Annotated in this window: 22 protein-coding genes and 2 tRNA genes; 5 read left to right on the plus strand and 19 right to left on the minus strand. The window is 46.1% G+C overall.

Annotated features, from left to right (window positions below; all coding sequences use genetic code 11):
* Positions 1 to 23: 23 nt before the first annotated feature.
* The gene (locus MHB46_RS05925) at positions 24 to 533 is read left to right on the plus strand and encodes a DUF4183 domain-containing protein (protein WP_341161835.1); all 510 of its coding nucleotides are present in this window, start codon (positions 24 to 26) and stop codon (positions 531 to 533) included.
* Here MHB46_RS05925 and MHB46_RS05930 read toward each other — a convergent pair.
* From MHB46_RS05930 to MHB46_RS05950, 5 genes are all read right to left on the minus strand, one after another.
* Complete coding sequence (locus MHB46_RS05930; RefSeq protein ID WP_341161836.1) at positions 523 to 2,217, minus strand: methyl-accepting chemotaxis protein; 1,695 nt, start codon at positions 2,215 to 2,217, stop codon at positions 523 to 525. The genes MHB46_RS05925 and MHB46_RS05930 overlap by 11 nt on opposite strands.
* A gap of 347 nt (positions 2,218 to 2,564) precedes the next feature.
* Entirely contained in the window at positions 2,565 to 3,590 is a 1,026-nt protein-coding gene (locus MHB46_RS05935; protein ID WP_341161837.1) for an ABC transporter substrate-binding protein, read from the minus strand.
* Positions 3,569 to 4,003: a helix-turn-helix domain-containing protein gene (locus MHB46_RS05940; RefSeq protein WP_341161838.1), complete on the minus strand. Its 435-nt coding sequence runs from the start codon at positions 4,001 to 4,003 to the stop codon at positions 3,569 to 3,571. Before MHB46_RS05940 ends, MHB46_RS05935 begins: the two co-directional genes overlap by 22 nt.
* Before the next feature lie 53 nt (positions 4,004 to 4,056).
* Positions 4,057 to 4,299, minus strand: coding sequence for a hypothetical protein (locus tag MHB46_RS05945; RefSeq protein WP_341161839.1), 243 nt, complete (start codon positions 4,297 to 4,299; stop codon positions 4,057 to 4,059).
* Positions 4,300 to 4,329: 30 nt separating this feature from the next.
* On the minus strand, positions 4,330 to 5,208 hold the full coding sequence (locus MHB46_RS05950; protein WP_061828666.1) for a radical SAM/SPASM domain-containing protein: 879 nt from the start codon (positions 5,206 to 5,208) through the stop codon (positions 4,330 to 4,332).
* A gap of 228 nt (positions 5,209 to 5,436) precedes the next feature.
* Between MHB46_RS05950 and MHB46_RS05955 the strand changes: the two genes are divergently transcribed.
* Genes MHB46_RS05955 through MHB46_RS05965 form a run of 3 tightly spaced genes read left to right on the plus strand, consistent with a single transcriptional unit; the run spans position 5,437 to position 7,861 of the window.
* Positions 5,437 to 6,192 (plus strand): helix-turn-helix domain-containing protein, encoded by a 756-nt coding sequence (locus MHB46_RS05955; protein ID WP_341161840.1) that lies wholly within the window; start codon positions 5,437 to 5,439, stop codon positions 6,190 to 6,192.
* 17 nt (positions 6,193 to 6,209) lie between these two features.
* Entirely contained in the window at positions 6,210 to 6,860 is a 651-nt protein-coding gene (locus MHB46_RS05960; protein WP_341161841.1) for a GNAT family N-acetyltransferase, read from the plus strand.
* Positions 6,857 to 7,861, plus strand: a complete 1,005-nt coding sequence (locus MHB46_RS05965; RefSeq protein ID WP_341161842.1) for an alpha/beta hydrolase family protein — start codon at positions 6,857 to 6,859, stop codon at positions 7,859 to 7,861. Before MHB46_RS05960 ends, MHB46_RS05965 begins: the two co-directional genes overlap by 4 nt.
* 129 nt (positions 7,862 to 7,990) lie before the next feature.
* On the opposite strand, the gene MHB46_RS05970 is transcribed toward MHB46_RS05965, so the two are convergent.
* The 3 genes from MHB46_RS05970 to nrdR form a co-directional block, all read right to left on the minus strand.
* Positions 7,991 to 8,063 (minus strand) — tRNA-Lys (locus MHB46_RS05970).
* Positions 8,064 to 8,075: 12 nt separating this feature from the next.
* Positions 8,076 to 8,151: transfer RNA gene (locus MHB46_RS05975), tRNA-Ala, on the minus strand.
* A 129-nt stretch (positions 8,152 to 8,280) separates the two neighbouring features.
* On the minus strand, positions 8,281 to 8,748 hold the full coding sequence (gene nrdR, locus MHB46_RS05980; protein WP_341161843.1) for a transcriptional regulator NrdR: 468 nt from the start codon (positions 8,746 to 8,748) through the stop codon (positions 8,281 to 8,283).
* Between the two features lie 105 nt (positions 8,749 to 8,853).
* Here nrdR and MHB46_RS05985 point away from each other — a divergent pair, with 105 nt between their 5' ends.
* Positions 8,854 to 9,078 carry an alpha/beta-type small acid-soluble spore protein gene (locus MHB46_RS05985; RefSeq protein WP_013309613.1) on the plus strand — a complete coding sequence of 75 codons (225 nt, stop codon included), beginning with the start codon at positions 8,854 to 8,856 and terminating at the stop codon, positions 9,076 to 9,078.
* Between the two features lie 118 nt (positions 9,079 to 9,196).
* Here the strand turns inward: MHB46_RS05985 and MHB46_RS05990 are convergent, their stop codons facing one another.
* The 11 genes from MHB46_RS05990 to MHB46_RS06040 all read right to left on the minus strand — a co-directional run bounded on the left by MHB46_RS05990 (position 9,197) and on the right by MHB46_RS06040 (position 21,521).
* Positions 9,197 to 9,760 carry a lytic transglycosylase domain-containing protein gene (locus tag MHB46_RS05990; RefSeq protein WP_023987928.1) on the minus strand — a complete coding sequence of 188 codons (564 nt, stop codon included), beginning with the start codon at positions 9,758 to 9,760 and terminating at the stop codon, positions 9,197 to 9,199.
* Complete coding sequence (gene coaE, locus MHB46_RS05995) at positions 9,757 to 10,353, minus strand: dephospho-CoA kinase (RefSeq protein WP_061828670.1); 597 nt, start codon at positions 10,351 to 10,353, stop codon at positions 9,757 to 9,759. Before coaE ends, MHB46_RS05990 begins: the two co-directional genes overlap by 4 nt.
* A gap of 11 nt (positions 10,354 to 10,364) precedes the next feature.
* Positions 10,365 to 11,156: an MntP/YtaF family protein gene (locus MHB46_RS06000; RefSeq protein ID WP_341161844.1), complete on the minus strand. Its 792-nt coding sequence runs from the start codon at positions 11,154 to 11,156 to the stop codon at positions 10,365 to 10,367.
* Between the two features lie 111 nt (positions 11,157 to 11,267).
* Positions 11,268 to 12,098 carry a DNA-formamidopyrimidine glycosylase gene (gene mutM, locus MHB46_RS06005; RefSeq protein WP_341161845.1) on the minus strand — a complete coding sequence of 277 codons (831 nt, stop codon included), beginning with the start codon at positions 12,096 to 12,098 and terminating at the stop codon, positions 11,268 to 11,270.
* A gap of 71 nt (positions 12,099 to 12,169) precedes the next feature.
* Positions 12,170 to 14,824, minus strand: a complete 2,655-nt coding sequence (gene polA / locus MHB46_RS06010; protein WP_328802250.1) for a DNA polymerase I — start codon at positions 14,822 to 14,824, stop codon at positions 12,170 to 12,172.
* Positions 14,825 to 15,001: 177 nt separating this feature from the next.
* A complete protein-coding gene (gene phoU, locus MHB46_RS06015) occupies positions 15,002 to 15,661 on the minus strand; it encodes a phosphate signaling complex protein PhoU (RefSeq protein WP_025721993.1) in 660 nt (219 codons plus the stop codon).
* Between the two features lie 38 nt (positions 15,662 to 15,699).
* The gene (gene pstB / locus MHB46_RS06020) at positions 15,700 to 16,458 is read right to left on the minus strand and encodes a phosphate ABC transporter ATP-binding protein PstB (protein ID WP_013309606.1); all 759 of its coding nucleotides are present in this window, start codon (positions 16,456 to 16,458) and stop codon (positions 15,700 to 15,702) included.
* 127 nt (positions 16,459 to 16,585) lie between these two features.
* Complete coding sequence (locus MHB46_RS06025) at positions 16,586 to 17,710, minus strand: methyl-accepting chemotaxis protein (protein WP_341161846.1); 1,125 nt, start codon at positions 17,708 to 17,710, stop codon at positions 16,586 to 16,588.
* A 159-nt stretch (positions 17,711 to 17,869) separates the two neighbouring features.
* Positions 17,870 to 18,601 carry a response regulator transcription factor gene (locus MHB46_RS06030; RefSeq protein ID WP_013309604.1) on the minus strand — a complete coding sequence of 244 codons (732 nt, stop codon included), beginning with the start codon at positions 18,599 to 18,601 and terminating at the stop codon, positions 17,870 to 17,872.
* Positions 18,602 to 18,729: 128 nt separating this feature from the next.
* Positions 18,730 to 20,532: a two-component system histidine kinase PnpS gene (gene pnpS / locus MHB46_RS06035; protein ID WP_341161847.1), complete on the minus strand. Its 1,803-nt coding sequence runs from the start codon at positions 20,530 to 20,532 to the stop codon at positions 18,730 to 18,732.
* A gap of 119 nt (positions 20,533 to 20,651) precedes the next feature.
* Complete coding sequence (locus tag MHB46_RS06040) at positions 20,652 to 21,521, minus strand: SDR family oxidoreductase (RefSeq protein WP_341161848.1); 870 nt, start codon at positions 21,519 to 21,521, stop codon at positions 20,652 to 20,654.
* Between the last annotated feature and the right edge of the window lie 13 nt (positions 21,522 to 21,534).

A 21,534-nucleotide genomic window follows, 5' to 3' on the forward strand; every position in this document is an offset into this window, starting at 1 on the left:
ATATTAGGAATGGAGGAATTCCTATGTCTATTATTCGAATCTATCTGGAAGCAGACAGTATCGTATCTGGAAACATTGCTATCACAACAAGTATCAATGTCACTCCAGTGGTTAATCGTTACACAGCTATTGTCGTGCTTGGTAATATATTAGGTGGAGTGACCACTATCCCAGCACAAAATTTCACGAATGATAGTGGTACTTCAGTCGCGGCAAACAGTCTTGTGGTTCCGACCAGTAGCGGATACTACAATGTATTTGTAAATGGGACGTTGCAGCGAGGCGGCATAACAACGCTTTCTGCTACAAACCTAATTATAAATACAGGCCTGATTGTTGGTGCAACAGTAGTCGTTGAGGTTATTAATTTCAACTCTAGTGTCAACCTCTGTCAACAATGTTACAGTAACGACTACCATAAGCGACTGAGTGAATGCCTTCGTAAAATCACTATAAAGAAACCGCCAAACACAGGGTTTACCCTCGTCTTTAGCGGTTTATTTCTCTTTGAACCTCGAATATTTAAATCTTGAAGTTCTCCACAAGCACCTGAAGCTTCTCGGCAAGTGATGAGAGAAGCGCTGCGGAGGATTCCACTTCTTGCATGGCAGCAAGCTGTTGCTCCGAAGAGGCGGACAGGGATTTCGCCCCTTCAGCCGTATGGTTAGAGACCATTACGGTATTCTGAATGGCTTCAACGAGCCCTTCAGAGATCAGCGCCAGATCCCGAACTGTGGCTGATATTTGCTCGCTTTGGGAAGACATATCGGAGATGGAGACTTCGATCTCGGAGAAGGAGCGTCCGGCCGATATGATCAACTCTTTGCCCTGCATCATTTCGTCCGTGGAACGCTTCATAGTTTCTCCTGCCTTGTCCATTTGGGCGATAATCAGACTGATCAACTCGCTGATTTGTGTGGCAGAATTGGCAGAACGTTCGGCCAGCTTGCGGACAGAGCCAGCGACAACGGCGAAGCCCTGACCTTCTTCTCCGGCGCGCGCAGCTTCTATCGCTGCATTCAAAGACAGCAAGTTGGTCTCCTCGGCGATGCTGGCGATGGTGCCGACAATGTTCTCAATCTCCTTGGAGTGGCTGCCAAGCGTATGAATAATGCTTGAGAGATCGCCGATGCTTTCGCTGACAACTCCCATTTGGGAGGTGGTGGAATCCATCGATTCCCGGCCAAGACGTGCTTTCTGGACATTATCCGCGGCCTTGTTCATTGCGATGTCCGCATTGCCGGCAATATCGCTGATAAAGCGTGACATATCCTGAACAGCTTTATAGCTTCCTTCCAGATTCTCCAGTTGGGTATGCGCTCCATCGGCTAACTCAATCGTAACATTCACGCTATGCTCTCCAGCACGGTTCGTTGCCTGTGCGCTGGCAGACAGCTCTTGAGACGAAGAAGCGACCAGCATAGAGGTGTCATTGACCTGAGTAATCAGGTTGCGCAGGTTCATTGTCATATCGTTGAAGTCGCGGGCCAGCGTCCCGATTTCATCCTTGCTTTTGAAAAGAAGCGGTTCATGAGTAAGGTCGCCTTTGGTAATGGTATTCACAGAGGCTGACAGCTTGGTAAGCGGACTTACCATATGGCGAATCAACAGGTAAACAATAAGGATAGCCACGATGAAAATGGAACCGCCAATAATAAAGGGTTGAACAATAATATCCAACGTCCGTTCCTGAATTAACGAACCGTCAAAATTGATGGCCATCAGTGCAACAATGGGCTTGGTGGGATCATGGTCCTGATAAATGGGGCCGTATCCGGTTTTGAGCGAGGTTCCTTCATATGTATAAACCTTGGAATATGCTGAATGCTTCATGGTAGTTATCATTTCTTTGTCTTCGTCTGTGAAGTAGAAGGAATCGCCAGCTTGATAGCCTCTTTGCTTGAAGTTGGCATCGGCGGCCAGAATTTTTCCATCCAAGGAGATAATGAAAGCCTCTTTAAAAATAGGCTTATGTGCTACAATCCAGCCGATCCGGTCTTCAATGGCAGCAAGTTTGCTGTTATCTCCACTGACCAGAGCCGATATATCCGCAGGATCTATAAGGCCAGTCGTAATATTGGCGCAACCCACCAGCTCGATCCCAGCAGCTTCATCCACTTGATGATAAGCGGTACGATATCCGAAGTATCCAATGGAGGAGCCTACGAGAAGCAGTATGATGAGCATCATCCAGGTTAATTTTGTTGCCAGCTTCATTATTTGAACCACCAATCCTGACTCTAATAAATTTTTGTGACCATCCGTTTTCACTGCTACGATTATAGCCTATCAACACTTACTATAATATGGCATTCCAGTGTCGGAATATGTCGTTTTTTGTGAGAATAGTCACTGTTTTTTGTAAACGGGGACGTTGCAGCGAACGGCCGCCATTAATGGCGCGGTGACGACTACCATAAGCGACTGAGGTGAGAGTGCCTCTGTTGAATTACGACAAAAAAACTGCTAAAACACAGAGGTTCACCCTCGTTTTTAGCAGTTTATTTTTCTATATCATGTGTTTCATCGGTAACGTATTTTGATTTTTATAGCTGTATTCAGCTTTATTTTTTGTGGGCTAATAAGAGATTAACTATCGTATCCAATTGAAGTTCCAATGAATAAGGCTCTTCCATCACAAACTCATCCTCTTTATCGCTGAATGAACCGTACATATAAACCTGTCCTTTTTTTACAGCCGGAAGTCCTTTCCATAGCTCACTATGCAGAATCTGATTAGCCCCTTCATCTTCTGAACCGTTTACAAAGATGTGATCTCCCATATACTCGGGTAAAACCTCAAGTGAAATATTTTCAAAACCTTCTTTCATGTTCAATGCCTTCTTGGTAGGTGGCAGCTTTAGCATCTGATAAATGGTCGGACTTCCGTAATTGCCGCCTTTCGCTGCCAAAACATATATCGATTTATTGGCGACTTGTACAATTGAAACCGTCTCTCCGTCCTTAACGATACCTTGAATTTTCGTTCTGGCCTCTGCAGCTTTCTTCTCGTATTCAGTAATCCACTGCTCGGCTTCTTTCTGCTTGCCAAAGATTTCACTGATTCTACGGAATCTATCCAGCGGTCCCGCTGTAGATTCGCCCTCCCAATACGGCAGGAACACGGTCGTTCCTACCTTTTGGTAGCTGTCGATTTTCTTTTCGATTGAACCGATAATTAAATCCGGTTGCAGAACGGTCAGTTCCTCTAAATCCATAGGAAAATCACCGAGATCCTTGATTCCGGCCAACTTCTCTTTGGGATATCCCGATCGATCAATCCAAGCCTCATTCAGCATATAGCTTCTAACCCCCACCGGAATAATCCCCAGCTTCAAAAGATGCCCCATATACTGATCCGATGCCACTCGTTTCGGGTTTGCAGGTACTTCCACATCGCCTTTTAATGTCTTAACCGTTCTTGTCTGTGCTTGCACTGCCGCTTGTCCATCGCTGTTGGATGATGTCGCTGTATGATTAGTCTTCGTTTGCGATCTTCCAATTGTATTCGTCGGTGCCGAGCAAGCTCCCAGCATCAAAGATAAACACAGCATAATCATCATGGCCGTTATTTTGACTCTTCCGTGCATGAATAAATCCCCTTCCGCAGATACCGATATTGATAATCAATATCAGTATAACGTGTGAAAGATGTCCGCTGAAGGGCAGATTTAAGCATCGTTTGGGGCATATCCTGATCTTGCTTCTGGGCAGGATGCTCCCGCTCCTTTTTGAATCGTACGGGAGATAGTCCCTTATATTTCTTGAAGCTGCAACTTAACGAATGGGCATCTGGATATCCCACACGCTCTGCGATCTCCTGCAAAGTGGCGTCCGTCTGTATTAGCAGTTCTGCCGCTCGATCTGCTCTTACTTGGCCCAAGTAATGAATCGGACTGGTATGTATTTTACTTTTGAACAACCTTGATAAATGTCCAGTACTGCATTCTAGCTCCTCCGCAATGGACTCAAGTGTCATAGGCCGACTAAAATGCTCACGCATATAGGCTACAGCCTGAGATACACGGTCGGGCTTAAGAGGTTCGATGCCCTACCCTACAACTGCTGCAACAACTCATATACAAATTGATGAAATAAGGCTTTAACATGCAGTTTGCCAAGTCCAGAAGCTTCACGCCATTCTTGCTCCAACAGCTTCACTTGATCGTACAGGGGGGGGCGGGTAATGAGTGCGAAAGCATACTGATTCTGAAAGGGATTTGCCTTTTCCAGCTGTATGTATATATCAAAATATAAGTAAAAAAGCCCTGCAAAAGGGCTATCTTTCTTGCGATTCATTCTACTGTTGATTAGAGCTCACCTGTATGATTATGTTCCAAATCGTTTGCGGTACCCGCATTTTCGGCATAACTCTTCTACCGCTTCTCTCTTGGAGAAACCGAAGTACAGACGGTTGGCACGCTCCCCTTCCACAATGTCGGAAAAAGATTGTTCATGCACGTTACCTAAATTAATGACACCTTCTCCATCCAGACAGCAAGGGACCACCGTTCCATCCACCAATACCGCCGCCTGGCTACGGAGTGCATGGCAAAAACCTTTTCCGTCATCTTCCGGGGCACTGAGGCTCGGCCATTCAAATTCGTGGTCCTGATTCAAATAAACATTTGGTGCGATTTTGACCCCACTGCCTGGTATCACCTTTTCCTCAATCCGATAGTCCAGTCCAAACTCTTGCTCCAGTCGTTCAAGCGTTTCCCGGTTGCGCTGACGCTGCACATTAGTCAGATTATCCTGAGTCAGGTTCCAGAGACGGAACGAAATAATGACATTGTGTTTCACTGCTTCTCTTACAAACGTGAAAATATTACCCAAATATCCTTCTCGATCCACGGAGCCTTCATGCCCGTCAAAACTGTGGAGAGAGAAGTTCATCTGACGCAGCGCTGGTTGCCCAAGCAGCTTATGTCCGGTCTTCGGCAGCAAGGTACCATTGGTGGTTATATTGACCTTCAAGCCTTTCTCATGAGCACTTTCCAGCAAAAGATCAATTTTCGGATGGAGCAACGGCTCTCCTTTTACATGCAAATAGATGTAATCCGTATGTGGTTTGACCTGATCAAGCACATTTCGAAAGACTTCCGGATCAATAAATTTTTTGACACGCTGTGTTTGAGGACAAAAGCTACATGCAAGATTGCAAATGCTCGTTATCTCAATGTATACCTTTTTAAAAGTTTTCAACATGATTTCCCCATTCTAACCTTCATCCTGAGCATCTTGTTTATGCTCACTAATCTTATGATTATAACGGGTTATCACCGACAGGTAAACTCTCCAGCCTCCCCTTGGTGTGGGCATCAAATGCTCGACACCTACGCCTATCCAAGATTTGATTTGATATTTTCTATTGACCCTAGGTCTGACCTAAGGTTTATAGTGGAGTTATTCAACTATCAGTAAGGAGTCCTGTCATTGAAAGAACACATTACGATCAGTCAGCTTGCTCAGCTCATGAATGTATCTGTACATCAACTGCGATATTTTGAAGAAAAGGGAATCCTGTATCCATCACATACAGAAGAAAATCAATATCGGATGTACGGGCTTCATGAGATTTATCAGCTTTCGCATATTTTATTATTACGCAAATTAAACGTCCCTGTCGGCCAGATTCTAGAATGTATGACTTCCTATGCTGCGGATGATTATAACCAGCTTTTAGAGCAATCGTTGCAGAAGGTACAAGCTGAAATAGCTAACTTGAAAATGCATGAACAGTTTATTCACAAAGTGCTAGAAGAACATGATAGCCTGACTCAGCGAAATGATGAATATCAGGTCAAACGATTAGGTCCCCGTCATTTAAAGCTATGGTTTGCATTGGAGAATGGACAAGAGCTCACTGCCGGAAACTTATTTGAACACCACCCTGCCCCACCTCGATTATTTGAAAATGACCTGCATTACTTGTCTGATGCCGGACAGGTGAAGCTTTGTTATGAAACGGTGAATGTGGCTGACTATATTCTGGAAGAAGGCAACTATCTTTATAAGCATCTTTCCGTCATTGAAGAATCTGAGATTGATTATGAAATCAAACAAATGGAACGATATGTAGCTCATCACCAATATAACTGCCAAAGCAAGATTGTCCTAGTAGAAAAATCTTATCTTTCGATGTTCGGCAACAACAAGCTGCAATACGAAATTCAGGTAAAAGTAGAATAAATCTTGGAGGGCGTTACATGAGTGCAAAATCCTTTGACATTGTTGCATACCAGAAACAAGACCATGAAGCTGTTTGCAGTCTTTTAGTTGAATCGTTTAAAGCAAAATTTCAATCTCTTGTTACACTGGAGGATCAAGCTATACAGCAGTTGTTAATGAAGGTTTGGGTTCAAAATCCTTATTCTACATCTATGAAACAATTTGTAGCCAAAGAGAACGAAGAGGTTGTTGGTGTTCTTTCCCTCAAATGGAAGGCCCCCTCCTCTTCACTTCCTGAAACAAACCCCATTTCTTTGGCTCCGCTCATAAAACAGTTTGGTTGCTTTAATATATTTAAATTTTTGACAGGTATGCATGCGCTGGAGTATCCCCCCGCTGCAGATGAGTGTTACATTGATCATCTGGCAATTCGTTCAAGTCATCGTAACCAGGGAATAGGACGCCGTCTTCTAGCTTTCGCACAGCAATTTACGGTTGAATCTGGTTTTCATGCATTGACGCTCCATGTAGCGCATAAGAACCAAGGGGCTATCCGTTTGTATCACAAACTGGCGTTTGAAGTAGAACAATCCAAGTATAATGGGTTACGGCATTTTTGGTTCAAGGAGCCTGTATGGCATCTGATGAGTTGGAAAGAGAACCTGCATTCGAGGAGAGAACACTATTGAAAAAAACATTCAAGCTTACTTTGGGTATTGCGGCAGCTCTAGCTGTTGCCTTGATACTCATTGTTCTATATCAAAATTCCTACAAGATGACAGAAGAAAAAATACAAATCACGACACCTAAAGGGCTGTTAACAGGTACATTAGCTTTGCCTAAGAACTACTCGGAAAAAGTTGGATTGGTTGTTTTTGTCCATGGGGATGGTCCTATTAATGACACATATGATGATGGATACAAACCACTGTGGGAAAAGTTCGCCTCCAAGGGGTATGCCTCCCTGTCATTGAATAAGCCCGGTATTAATAGTGCCCCTGGCAATTGGCTGGATCAAAGCATGGAGGACCGCGCACAGGAGATCCGATATGCAATAGACTGGGCGAGAACCTTGCCGATGATTGATACGCAAAAAATCGGCCTATGGGAAGCCAGTCAAGCAGGATGGGTCATTCCGAAGATCGTTAAAGAGGAACATGATATTGCATTCAGCATCCTTGTATCGCCTGCCGTGAACTGGATTTCCCAAGGACAATTTAATACCAGAAAAGAAATGGAGCAAGAAGGAGCTACTCCTCAAGAAATTCAAAAGACATTGAACTACGATCAAGAGATTCTACAGTTACTGAAAAAACATGCTTCTTATGAAGAATACCTAAGCATAGCCGATCCTGAGGATATGATCTCCAAAGAAAGATGGAGCTTTATAGGCAAAAATTTTCGGTCTGATTCCACCGAAGAATTAAGTCACTTCCATTCTCCTGTACTCTTGGTTCTGGCTGGCAAAGATATTAATGTTGATGTACAGGATACCGAGCGAGTCTACCGCCAGAAAATACCCGCAGAGCTACTGTCCGTGATTCATTTACCTGAAGCCGACCATTCCATGATGGATGAAAAAATCGCGCGTTCAAAATCTCTAACTTTTTTAACAGCCGTATTCGCCCCAAGAAAATTGGTGAATGACGAGTATCTCAAAATCCTTGCCGATTATGTCAATCAGCACTAAACAAGGATGTTCTTTTTTTCCATACTTCTTTTGAATATGCTAATGAAAACCCCTTAACTGTTCTCGGTTAGACTGGGAATAGATCTATAAACAACAAAAAACGGCATCTCTGCCGTTTTTTCTAAAGAATGGACTCTCAGGGACTCGAACCCTGGACCAATTGATTAAGAGTCAACTGCTCTACCAACTGAGCTAAGAGTCCATAATAAAAGTTTGGTGGAGCCTAGGGGGATCGAACCCCTGACCTCATCGCTGCCAGCGATGCGCTCTCCCAGCTGAGCTAAGGCCCCATCGTAAGTAAGTTAATCAACGTTTCAAGCGACTTCTATATCATATAAAATTTTCATTCCTGTGTCAATACTTTTATAAAAAAATATAATCATCTTCCCACTTTGTCCCAAGAAAGATACAGTCAGCGATCAGTCGCTGGCTGTATCTTTAGATAATAGTGTTTTCAGTTCCTTCATAAACATATTGATGTCTTTAAACTGACGATAGACGGACGCAAAACGTACGTAGGCGACTTCATCCACTGGGTAAAGCTGTTCCATGACCAGCTCACCGATCTGCTGGCTATCCACTTCTGTGGCTGCTGTGTTGCGGATAGCGTTCTCTACCTGGGATACGATCATATCCAGTTGCTCGATGGATACTGGGCGCTTCTCGCAGGCCCGAATGAGACCGCGCAGCATTTTATCACGACTAAACTCTTCACGGCTGCCGTCTTTTTTGATGACCATGAGCGGGGTTTCCTCCACCATTTCAAAGGTGGTAAAACGCCTGGCACACTGTTCACATTCACGGCGGCGACGGATGGACTTATTATCATTCGCAGGTCGCGAATCCAACACTTTCGTGCCATTGTAGGCACAATACGGACACTTCATAATCTCACCACTTTCTTTTTCCAATAAATTCCCGAAGATTTTTAGTAATAATTTTGTCGAAACGGATCATAATATGTTTACCACATCGCGAGGAGGTGAACAACAATGGCACAAGGAAACAATGGCAACTCCAACAATCTGGTAGTCAGCAGATCCTCCGGCGCTCTGGAGCAAATGAAATATGAAATCGCTCAAGAGCTGGGTATCAGCATTCCTCAAGATGGATACCAAGGTAACATGACTTCCTATGAGAACGGTTCGATCGGGGGCTACATCACAAAACGCCTCGTAACGATCGCCGAACAACAATTGGCAGGTCAATACCAATAATCGCGGTAATAATGCAGAAATAACAAGATAAAGTGTATGGATGGGCTGCTTAAAACAGCCTGTCCTGCGCTTTTTTCATTTTAAAGCGAAAAGGCTCATCATGTCATTAACTTGCCATTTAAAAATCATTATAAATTTTCGTGTATTGCCTGTAGTAATAAATGACCCGCTGTACATAATGTCGTGTCTCACCAAAAGGGATTTGCTTAATGGACTCTTCTTTTCCATCCCACACTCCCTTGTCCAGCCACTCCTGAACTTTACCCGGCCCTGCATTGTAAGCAGCTACGATTGCTACGGGATTATCCTGAAACTTCATGGATAGGTTATGCAAATACCAGGTTCCCAGCTCAATATTGGTGCCAGGCTCGTGCTTGACACTGTCCAGCGGAACCTTTTGAATCTGGGCGCTGTCCATAATCCAATTTGCCGTATTCGGCATAATCTGCATCAGACCCAGTGCACCCTTATGCGACTGCTTGCTGGTTTTAAAATTGGTTTCTACACGGATAATAGACGCCACCAAAAATGGGTCCACTTCATACGTTTGTGAATACTGCCGAATCTCATCCTTATATTGAATTGGATAGAACCAGGACATCCAATTTGAATTAAGGAACAGAATCAGGACAAACCCGACAAACAAAGTGAGCAGGACTCTTTTCTTTCGCAAAATATTCATGCAAGTCCCTTCCGCTGCCAAAATTGATCAATTTGTCGTTTCGTCTCAGTCTGTGTTCCGCTATTATCGATAACGATATCGGCCAAGCTTTTCTTTTGTTCAATATCCATTTGTGCGGACAGCCTAAGTCCAGCTTGCTCCTCCGTCAGACCGTCTCTGAGCATCAGACGCTGGAGCTGAATATCACGTGGTACGTACACAACCATAATTTCCTCGTACAAGCTCTCCAGCCCGGACTCGTACAGTAACGGGATATCTGCCAAAACAAGCTTGTCCGGCTGTTCCCGTTCATATGCTTCCATGCGCATACGCATTTCCTCACGAATAGCAGGATGTGTAATATCGTTAAGTGCCTGCCGCTGGGCAGGGTCTCCGAATACAATCTCACCCAGTTTTTTGCGGTGCAGGGTTCCGTCATTGTTCACTATAGCTTGTCCAAAATGCTGTATGACCGCCGCCAGCACCGGATGCCCCGGAAGCATGACTTCCCGGGCAATGGCATCTGCGTCGATCAGCAGCGCACCTTTGGCGACCAAAAGAGCCGACACGGTGCTTTTTCCGGTAGCAATACCTCCGGTTAATCCGATATTCATGCTCTTTCACCTCATAACAGCTTCAATATGCCCATCATAATCAGTAATAATGCCGGCAATACACCCAGCGCCTTCATAAATCGAAATGCTGATAGAAAGAAGCCTGCCTTCATCCCTGCAATCAAAAATGTTCCACTGAATAACGTAATAGCCAGCGCAGTAGACAGTGGCTGAAAACCAAGCATAGCTGCCCCGAGTCCCGCTCCGAACGCATCGACCGATAATGCAATGCCCAGCCAAACCGCTTCGGTAGCAGATATACTGCCGGAACGGTCCATATCCGCAGCAGACGGACTTCGAAGAATCCGAATAACAAGTCCCCATTTGCGGAACTCCAGAGAAAATAGCGTTCGCTCCTGCTGCTCCACAGAAGCTTCTGCCGACAGATCTTTTCTTGAGCTAAGGAAAGACTCTGTATCATCACCCTCTATACACTTCTTCTCTCCAAGAACAGATCTGCTCACTGGATCAGTCTGTTCTGTAAGAAGCAGCCGCCGAGAGGCTTCCGCTGAATCCTCTGGCGAATCCTCTTTGCGGTGCAGAGCTTGAATCAAAGAGTAACAGCCGATACAGATCAGGATGACAGCGCCGAAAACGGTCGTATATACAGGAGACAGAACATGAGATAGTAATGCGCCCAATTGCATGGATATGCCGATCACCAAACCTGAACATATGGAGATGATAGCAATCGACAACAGTGGAATTTTCATTTTGCGCAGTCCATATGTAACACCGACTCCGAAACTATCCAAACTTAGCGCAAATGCCAGTAACAGCAGGGCTCCCCAATGATTAGCCACTCCAATTCCCTCCCATTGCGAAGGCAAGGCCTTATAACAACCGAAACCCTCCGCAGTATTGGTACTTGGAACAATATATGAGAGGGATGGGCTTGGGGTGACTGTGCCTGTTTAGCGCAAAGGCTGGCAGACCGGACAATGATGTGTGCCACGTCCGGCTACGACAGATTTTTCGATCAATGTGCCACAGTTAACGCAAGGCTTCGCGTTACGTCCATAGATTTGCAATTGATGCTGGAAGTCGCCCGTTTTACCCTGTCCATTAACGAACGATTTAATGGACGAGCCTCCAACCTGAATCGACGCACCCAGCGTGGAGACAATAGCTTCATGCAAGACATGAAATTGGCTATCCGTTAGGCTTTTGGCTGGCTGTGCTGGATGAATCCCCGCCTTAAACAACGATTCATCTACATAAATATTCCCGATGCCCACCACATATGACTGGTTTAGCAGCGCTGCCTTGATCGAAGTCGAACGAGTTCCAACAGCAGCACGCAGCATTTCCGGTGTAAAGGCCTCGTCCATCGGCTCCAAACCAAGCTTGTTCAGCGGTTTTTCCAGCAAATCCTGTCCTGCCGGAAATAAGTGCATCGTGCCAAACTGGCGCACATCCTGATAACGCAGCTCCGTACCATCTTTAAAATGAAAGATGACATGGGTATGCTTTTCCACAGGATCATGTTGCGAATATAATCCATATCGCCCTTCCATTCGAAGATGGGAAACCAGCACTAGCCCATCCAGCAAAATCCGCAGAAACTTTCCGCGTCTCTCCACCCCTGTAATCCGGTGATCGGCCAATTCCATCGCAAAAGCGTGGATATCATCGGGCCGTTGAATGATCCGCGGCAAATTAACGGTGACATGATCTATATGTTTATCAACGATAAGCTCGTTTAGCGTTCGTTTAATTGTTTCTACTTCCGGTAATTCCGGCATGATGTCTTCACCTCACCCTATATTATAACGGAAGCAGCGTCAAATTGGGACTATCTACTCATTGAAATATCTTACTTGGCCTCATACCAATTGCTGCCATAGCTTACTTCGGCTTTGAGCGGCACAGCCAGCTTTAATGCAGCTTCCATGGTAGCCGGGACAAGCTCTTTCATCGTTTCCATTTCCTCAGGCGGAACCTCGAACACAAGCTCATCATGTACTTGGAGCAGCATTCTGCTGCGAAGTTTACGTTCACGTAAGGCCTCATCCATCTGTACCATCGCCAACTTGATAATATCGGCTGCGGTACCTTGAATCGGCGTATTCATCGCTGTACGCTCAGCGAATGAACGCAGGTTGAAATTGCTGGCGTTAATCTCCGGCAAATAGCGTCTGCGTTCCAACAGCGTTTTTACGTATCCGTCCCGCTTCGCATCCTTCACAATATCATCCATGTAACGGCGAACGCCTTGGAACACATCAAAATACTGGTCGATAAAACGAGCCGCTTCCTTCCGCGTAATATTCAAATTTTGTGACAGACCATAATCACTGATCCCATAGACAATCCCAAAGTTGACTGCCTTCGCAGAACGCCGCATATTGGAGTCCACATCTTCCGCTGCTACCCCAAACACATCGGATGCGGTCTTGGTATGGATGTCCATATCGTGGACAAAGGCCTCCTTCAAACGTTCATCATCCGAAATATCAGCCAGCACCCGCAGCTCGATCTGTGAGTAGTCTGCCGCCAAAATAGACCAGCCCGGTTCGGACGGAACAAATACTTTGCGGATTTTGCGCCCCTCTTCGAGACGAATCGGAATGTTTTGCAAATTGGGAAATTGACTACTCAAGCGTCCAGTTGCTGCAACCGTCTGCCGGAAATACGTATGCACCTTACCCGTTTTCTCCGAAATTTCTTTCAGCAATCCTTCGACATACGTCGATTGGAGTTTGGCAATGGTGCGGTACTGCAAAATATTTTGCACAATATCATGATAGGGAGCCAGCTTTTCCAATACCTCCGCATCAGTCGAGTAACCCGTTTTCGTCTTTTTAATGACAGGTAAACCCAGTTTATCAAACAAAATCTCACCCAACTGCTTGGGCGAATTCAGATTGAACTCTACACCGGCAATGCTGTAGATTTCACCCACCAACGTTGCAATCTGAGCTTCAAATTCTTTCCCCAAAGCGCGCAGTTCTTCTACGTTCACCAAAATGCCCTGCTTCTCCATATCCGCCAAAATGCGGGACAACGGCATCTCCAGCTCATGAAACAGCTTGTGCATTTCCGTTTTTTCCAGCTCCGCCTGCTGTACAGGCACCAAAGCTTCAATCACCGCTGCCTTACGCGCCACATGATCGGACAGTACATCCACGTCAGGGACTTTATATTTAGCTCCTTTACCGAACACTTCTTCGTCTGGACGGATCGAAGACAAACCATATTTGGCTGCCAATCCGCTCAATGTCTGGTTTGCATCGGTCGGGTCCAGCAAGTATCCCGCCAGTTGCACATCAAACTCGGCCCCTGCAAACTCAATTCCATGCCAGTGTAAAGCCAAATCCGTACGATGCAGATCATGACCACGTTTTTTGCGTCCAGGGTCAGCAAGCCATTCGCGAATAGGTGTAGCTGCATCACTTTGCAATACATCCAGTGTCATAAAAAACTGCTGCCCCGTTGCGGCAAATATCAGACCTACGATGTCAGCATGATGCGGATTATCACCATGCGTCTCAACATGCAGCACATCCACATGATCCAACACTTCTACCAATTCGCTAATCCGCTGCTCATCCAGCACTGTTACGTCAGCCGCGGCTTCCTCTACGTCTACCCCAGTACTGCCAACCTCACCTGAAAAGGATAAACGCTCCAGCAAGGACTTGAACTCCAGCTTCGCCAGAGCTGGCCCGGCCGTTTCTGCTTGCAGCCCGCCAAAGGCCACATCTTCCAGTTGCTTGTCCAACGTTACATCCCGATAAATGGTCGCCAAATCTTTGCTCATTCGCGCATCGTCAGCATGTGTCTCAACGCGTTCTTTCATTTTGCCCTTCAGCTCATTCGTGTGCGCCAGCACCTCTTCGACTGAACCGTATTGATGCAGCAGCTTGAGCGCTGTTTTTTCACCTACGCCTGGAATTCCAGGAATATTGTCCGACGTATCGCCCATCAGACCCTTAAGGTCAATAATTTGCAGCGGCTTCAGGCCATATCGTTCCTGAATTTGCTCAGGTCCATACGTCTCCACCTCAGTAACCCCTTTGCGGGTCAAGCCGACTGTGACATGATCTGAAGCCAATTGAAGCATATCCTTGTCCCCGGTCACGACCAGCACATTGAAACCGGCTTCGTCCGCTGTCTTGGAGAGGGTGCCTATAATATCGTCCGCCTCATAGCCATCCAGTTCAAACTGAGCAATGCCGAAAGCGGTCAATAGCTCTTTCAGCAACGGAAATTGCTGGGACAGCTCTGGCGGTGTTTTCTCCCGTCCACCTTTGTAATCCTCGTATCCTTTATGGCGAAACGTTATTTTACCAGCATCGAAGGCAACCAGAATATGTGTTGGTTTGTGCTCCTCCAAGAGCCGCAATAACATCGTCGTAAATCCATACACCGCGTTCGTCTGCTGCCCACTCGAATTTGTTAACGGTGGCATAGCAAAAAACGCCCGGTAAATGATACTGTTGCCATCTATAAGCATGAGTTTATCCATTTAGCACCTCGCAAGTTCATCAATGCATTCGTAACGTTCTTACGTTTTACGCATTCCTCTTCCTATCTTAACATACAAGACTCCTTTTTCAGAAAAAAACGGCTGCTTCCTAACCAAATTTGCCTTTTGCTCAAAGACAAGTCTGGGTCAGAAACAACCGCTATATACCTGAAAGCTCTACTGGTTCAAATCTGGTCTCTCCCCTGTCACGAGATATACAGTGCTTTCGCCGATATTCGTAGCATGGTCACCAATTCGTTCAATGTATCGTCCTACAAGCAGTTGCAGCATGGCTTGTGAAGCCTCTGCCGGCTTTTCTACCATAAAGGCGTACAGATCGCTGATCATGTGGCTATACATGGAATCTACTCGATCATCCTCTTTGGCCATTTTATAGGCCAGATCTGTATTTTCATCCAAATAGGATTTGATCGCATCATCTATCATTTCTTTAACAATGGAAGCCATGTGCGGAATATCCACCAGCGGCTTAATGATCTGCTGCCCTTCCAAGCGAAGTGTCACCTTGGCAATATCAAGCGCCAAATCGCCCATTCGTTCCAGATCACTGGAAATTTTAAATGCAACAATGATCCGGCGCAAATCCTTCGCTACCGGCTGCTGGGTAATAATGAGCTTGGAGCCCATATCGAGAATATTCTCTTCCAGCGTATTAAGGGATGCATCATTTTTGACCACCTGCTGAGCCAATTCTGTATTTTTGGTCTGCAAACATTCAATGGCCTGATCGAGCGCCTTCGAAACGTGTGCCCCCATTTCGCGCAGTACGGCTCTCAGTTCATCTAACCCTTCATCAAAACCTTTTCTACGTATCATTTCGAAGTCACCCCTTCTGGCATATTCATCTGTAGGCTTTAGCCAAATCGCCCTGAAATATAATCTTCCGTACGCGAATCTTGCGGCGTGGAAAACATCGTCTCTGTATCCGCCGCTTCCACCACAACACCATTCAAAAAGAACGCAGTTCGACCGGACACACGCGCTGCCTGATGCATGTTATGCGTCACCATGACAATGGTATACGTGTCTCGCAATTCCTGAACCAGTTCTTCAATTTTCATCGTGGAGATCGGATCCAGCGCAGATGTCGCCTCGTCCATAAGCAAAATATCTGGCTGTACAGCAAGCGCCCGGGCAATGCACAACCGTTGCTGTTGTCCACCGGATAAACTCAGAGCAGAACGCTTCAGAAAATCCTTAACCTCTTCCCAGAGTGCCGCCTGCCGCAGGCTTTGCTCAACCAATTCGTCCAACTTGTCCTTTTGCCGAATTCCATGCAGACGCGGGCCGTAGGCCACGTTATCATAAATCGATTTGGGAAATGGGTTAGGCTGTTGAAAAACCATTCCCACCTGCTTACGCAGAGTTTCTACTTCCATAGTATCGCCGTATATATCCTGACCTGCGATACTCACAGTGCCTTCAATACGCGTTCCCGGTATCATGTCATTCATCCGGTTCAGCGTACGCAGCAGGGTTGATTTGCCGCAGCCGGACGGGCCGATGAAGGCAGTTACTGTTTTTTCAGGAATATCGAGGTTTATATGTTTCAGCGCGTGAAATTTCTCATAATATAAATTCAGCTTATCAATCCGGATTACGGAATCATTCATGGATTTATGATCTCCTTCGTGTTGCAGTTATGATCCTCAAGCATTGCACCTGATTTGCACAATATGAAGATTATATAAGCTGTGTGTAAATTTAGTGTGGTGGATTTGTTAACGGTATGTAAAATGATCAAGAACTTAGCATGAGCTCAAGCTCCTGCGCAATTTCGGCTGCATTCAAAGCCGCTTCCTCTGCGGAACGGGACACTTCGCTGTTTTTGGCTTCAATTTCATCGACAGCCTGCAATAGTTTGGCAAAAGTTTGTGTTCCAGCAGAAATATATTGAGAGCCTGTATGAATCTGCTGCATACTTGTATCCGTCAGTTCAGCAGTGTCACGCAGCATCTGCTCGATATGGGTGAGTAAGCCTGTAATCTGCGTGGAAAAAGCTTTCGTCTGGAGTGACATATTCCGCACCTCCTGAGACACAATCTGGAAGCCTCGTCCGTGTTCGCCAGCATGCGCCGCCTCAATGGACGCATTGATCGCCAGCAGTCCGCTGTGATCTGCCAATGCACGAATGGATGAGGCCATGCCCGCAATGTCATTCAACGATTGGGTCAACGCCGACATCTGCTCATGCTGGCGCTTCATTTGCTCCGTGACCGCACGATAGGAGAGCAAAACATCCTCCAGTTCTACTTTGCCACGGCGGGATAATTCACTCATTGAGCGGGTTAGCCGCACACTGTCATCGGCCTCTTTAGCTGCATCCAGCACAGTCAGCTGTATACGCTGGACTCCGTCATAGCTATGCCGAATCACATCGCCCCGCTCTTCGTCCGCTTCTCTTTGCATTCGCTGCACGACGGACAGGATATCACGAATCGTGAGTACGCCGAGTAATCGTGTGCCTTCCTTAATCAACACACAATCGTAAAAACGCTGTTCTTCACGCAACATCGCCAATTCCACAATGTCCGATGCCCGGCTTTTTAAATCCACAATTAATGTATCGGGGTCGGCAAATATGGCCGCAGGCTTGTCATAGAACAACGCCGCAGCAAATCTGCCCGTAAAATGGCGATTGTACGCATCTCTCATAATAATGCCCAGTGGAAGATCATTTTTATCCACAACAATAACACAAGGTATATCTTCCTGTGTTTTCATAAGTGCTAACAGTTCTTTACAAGACATGTCCGTACCAATGATCGGAACCTCCCGGCATGGCACATAGGTAGTAATCGGCTTGTATGCTTCACGTTCAATCACGGCAGTGGAACTCGGCTGGGTCTTTGGTTCCGTTATCATCGTTCTGAAGTCCCCTTTTTTTAACTACTTGGAGTGACGGGAACATCATATCGGTCATTTGTTGATTCTAGCGATCAGTTTTGTTAATGAAATGTAAAATCACGAAATGGACACAAAAGTCGCCGGACACTGCCATAGATAAAGAAAAACGCTCCTCATTTATAATAAATGAGAAGCGCTTCTTTTTTTATTTACAACCAGCTTGTACCCCACTCCACGGATCGAATCAATATGAACCGAGTCGGGATCTAGCTCCAGCTTTTTACGTAAGGAACTGACGTGCACATCCACGGTTCGTTGACCGCCAATGTAGTCAAAACCCCAAACAGCATTCATCAGATCATCCCGAGTCAATACCACACCCGGCTTGCGGGACAAATAAAGAAGTACCTCAAATTCCTTTGGTCTGAGGCTGATGGACTGACCTCCAAGAATGACTTCATATTTTTCAGGGTAAATTTCCAGCTCACCCAATTGAATTTTGGAGCTATCTTTCTGATCAGACAGCACTCCTTCATCCCCGCCGGAAGTTCTTCGCAGCACAGCCGTTACACGGGCCAACAGCTCAGAAACGCCAAAAGGCTTCGTGATGTAATCATCTGCACCCGACTTCAGCCCTTGGACAACCTCGGCCTCGCCGTTTTTGGCCGTTAAAATAATGATAGGCGTTGTCAGCCCCTGATGGCGAAGTCTGCTCAAAATGTCCAGACCGTTCATTCCCGGCAGCATCAAATCCAGCAGGATCAAATCGTAGGACTCTCTGGAGGCTTTTTCAAACCCTGCACTGCCATGATCCTCCGTGTCCACTTCGAAGCCTTCTTGTATCAAATTGTAGGATAGCAATCTGGCAAGCGTTGGTTCATCCTCAATAACCAGCAAGCGTTGTCCCATAAATAACTTCATCTCCTGTTTACCTGTTAAAGGCGCATTGGTCAAAATCCTGAAACCTTTTCCATACTCATGCGACACCCGTTTATTTTATCACGGCATTGTTAACAGAATGTAAAAAAGGTTATAGTTCATTCTTCCTGTTGCAATAGCGGTAATTCAACTGTAAATGTGGTACCCAATCCAAGCTCACTTTCCACCGAAAGGGTGCCATGATGCAAATCGACCAAGTGTTTGACGATCGACAATCCCAGTCCCGTTCCGCCAGAGTTGCGCGAGCGTCCTTTGTCCACCCGATAAAAGCGTTCAAAGATACGTGGCAGGTCCTTCTTTGGAATTCCAATACCTGTATCACTGACTGTAAATACGACCTTTTCCGTGTCATTCTCCCGCTGGATCGTTAAAACCTTAATCTTTACCTTGCCACCATCAAGTGTATAGTTGATACCATTAGACAAAAGGTTCAGGAAAATCTGCTGAAGCTTATCTTCATCTGCCTCCATAAACAGCTCATCCGGGATATCCATATGCAGCGTAATTCTTTTTTTGGCAGCTACATTGTTCAGTTTTTCCAGCAATGATTCTATGAATGACGAAACGTGCACTGGTGAGCAATCCAGCGGAGAACGCTTGGATTCAATTTTGGATAGCTCCAAAATGTCACCGATCAGCCGATTCAATCGTTCGCTTTCATCATATATAATTTGCAAAAATGAACGGGCCGTCTCCTCATCTTTAACCCCGCCACCGAGTAACGTCTCGGCAAAACCCTTGACTGCTGCAATTGGTGTTTTCAGCTCATGAGAAACGTTTGCCACAAATTCGCTCCGCATATTTTCCAACCGTCGAATAGCCGTAATATCCTGTAAAAGGAACAGCATCCCTCGGTATCCGCCTTCATCCTCATACATCGGAACACCATCCAGCAACACGAGTCTTTCTTCGGGATTGTACAAATGAACCTCACCATGCAGCCTTTCTCGGCTTTGTATGCTGCCCTCAATTAGCTTTGTGAGCTCATAGTGCTTCTTCAGCTCATGATACGGCTTGTCCGTCACCCGTTTGCCTACGACACCGAGCATTCGCTCGGACTCACGGTTTACAAGCGCAATACACTCACTTGCATCAATCATTAGAATCCCGCCTGTCATATTACTCATAACGCTCTGGAGGAGATCCTCATTGTCACGTATCGTCTTCATTTGGTTTTGGAGACTGTCAGCCATACGATTAATGGCTTCACCCAATTGCCCTACCTCATCCCGGCGCTGTACACCAACTCTTGCGTCATAATCCAGTCCTGATATGCGGTTGGCTACCCCTGTAATATGCTCAATAGGCGAGGTCAGACTGCGGGCAATACGATAGCTCACCAATCCAGCAGCAAGAAATAGCAACACGAGTCCAATCCCGATGGCCGTCCAGCCGCGGCGTACTCCCTCCTCCACCGCTTTCAGACTCATGGACAAACGGATATATCCGTCAAAGCCCTTGTCCGATATAACAGGCTCTGCAACGTATAGCATGTTCCGCTGCAAGGTTTCGCTGTAACGAATCGTGCGTCCGATTCTCTCTGTGGAGGCTTGCTGAATTTCTTCACGAGATGCGTGGTTTTCCATCTTACGCGGATCGCTTAACGAATCGCCAACCACCGTCCCGTCCTTGCGAATGAAGGTCACCCGCGATTCCGTCAGACGGGCAATTTCCTTCGCCTTTTGAGAATAATAAGAGACATAATCCGTACTGGACAGGGCATCTGCATTAACAAAAGGGAATGTAGCGCGAAGCAGGTCGATCTCCCGTCCCATGTTCTCCTCTAGCACCTTCATATTCGAATTTTTAAAAATTTGTCCCATCGTGATTCCAGCAGCAAGGACAGATACGCCAATCAAAATCAGCATGATCAAGGTAAGCCTGAAACGAAACGATTTCATAAAATATGCCCATCCTTTATGTAAGTTAAGTCTCATTCTACAGGCTACCTTCATTATGTTCCACTGTGAAAAGAAAAAAGGCCAGGGCATAACACGGCCCCAGCCTTTCCTTTGTCCTCTTATCCGTTTATAACTTCACCGCCATTGATATGAATAACCTGCCCGCTTACATATGAAGAATCATCAGAAGCAAGGTACACATAGGCTGGCGCCAATTCTTCCGGCTGACCCGGACGCTTCATTGGCTGTGCTCCTCCAAACTCGCTGACCGTCTTGGCATCAAATGTAGACGGGATTAACGGCGTCCAGATTGGCCCTGGTGCTACAGCGTTCACCCGAATACCTTGATCCGCCAAATTGAGTGAAAGGGAACGAGTAAAGGATGTGATTGCCCCTTTGGTCGATGAATAATCAATGAGTGTCTTGTTCCCAGCATACGCGGTAATCGATGTAGTGTTGACGATTGTGCTCCCTTTCTTCAAATGAGGCAATGCTGCTTGCGTCAGGAAGAACATACCGAAAATATTCGTACGGAAAGTGCGCTCCAACTGTTCTTTGGTGATATCCTCCAGCTTTTGTTGTGGATGCTGCTCTGCCGCATTGTTCACGACAATGTCGAGCTTGCCCAACTCGTTAACCGTCTGTTCAACCGCTTTTTTGGCAAATTGGTCATCTCCGATATCGCCAGGAATCAACACGCATTTGCGTCCCTCCTGCTCTACCTGACGTTTTGTTTCTTCCGCATCCTTATGCTCATTCAAGTAGATGATAGCTACGTCCGCACCTTCTTTGGCATACGTGACAGCTACAGCCCGTCCAATTCCACTGTCCCCACCAGTAATAAGTGCAACTTTACCTGTTAGCTTACCAGCGGCTTTATAAGTTGGTTTTTCAAACTGAGGTGCAGGCGACATTTTGGACTCAATCCCCGGTTGCTGGTCCTGATGCTGTGGGGGCAAAGTTTGCTGAGGTTGATTACTTTTAGGCATTGTACATTCTCCC

This window comes from Paenibacillus sp. FSL H7-0703 (genome assembly GCF_038003485.1).
GTDB classification, from domain to species: Bacteria; Bacillota; Bacilli; order Paenibacillales; family Paenibacillaceae; genus Paenibacillus; species Paenibacillus polymyxa_B.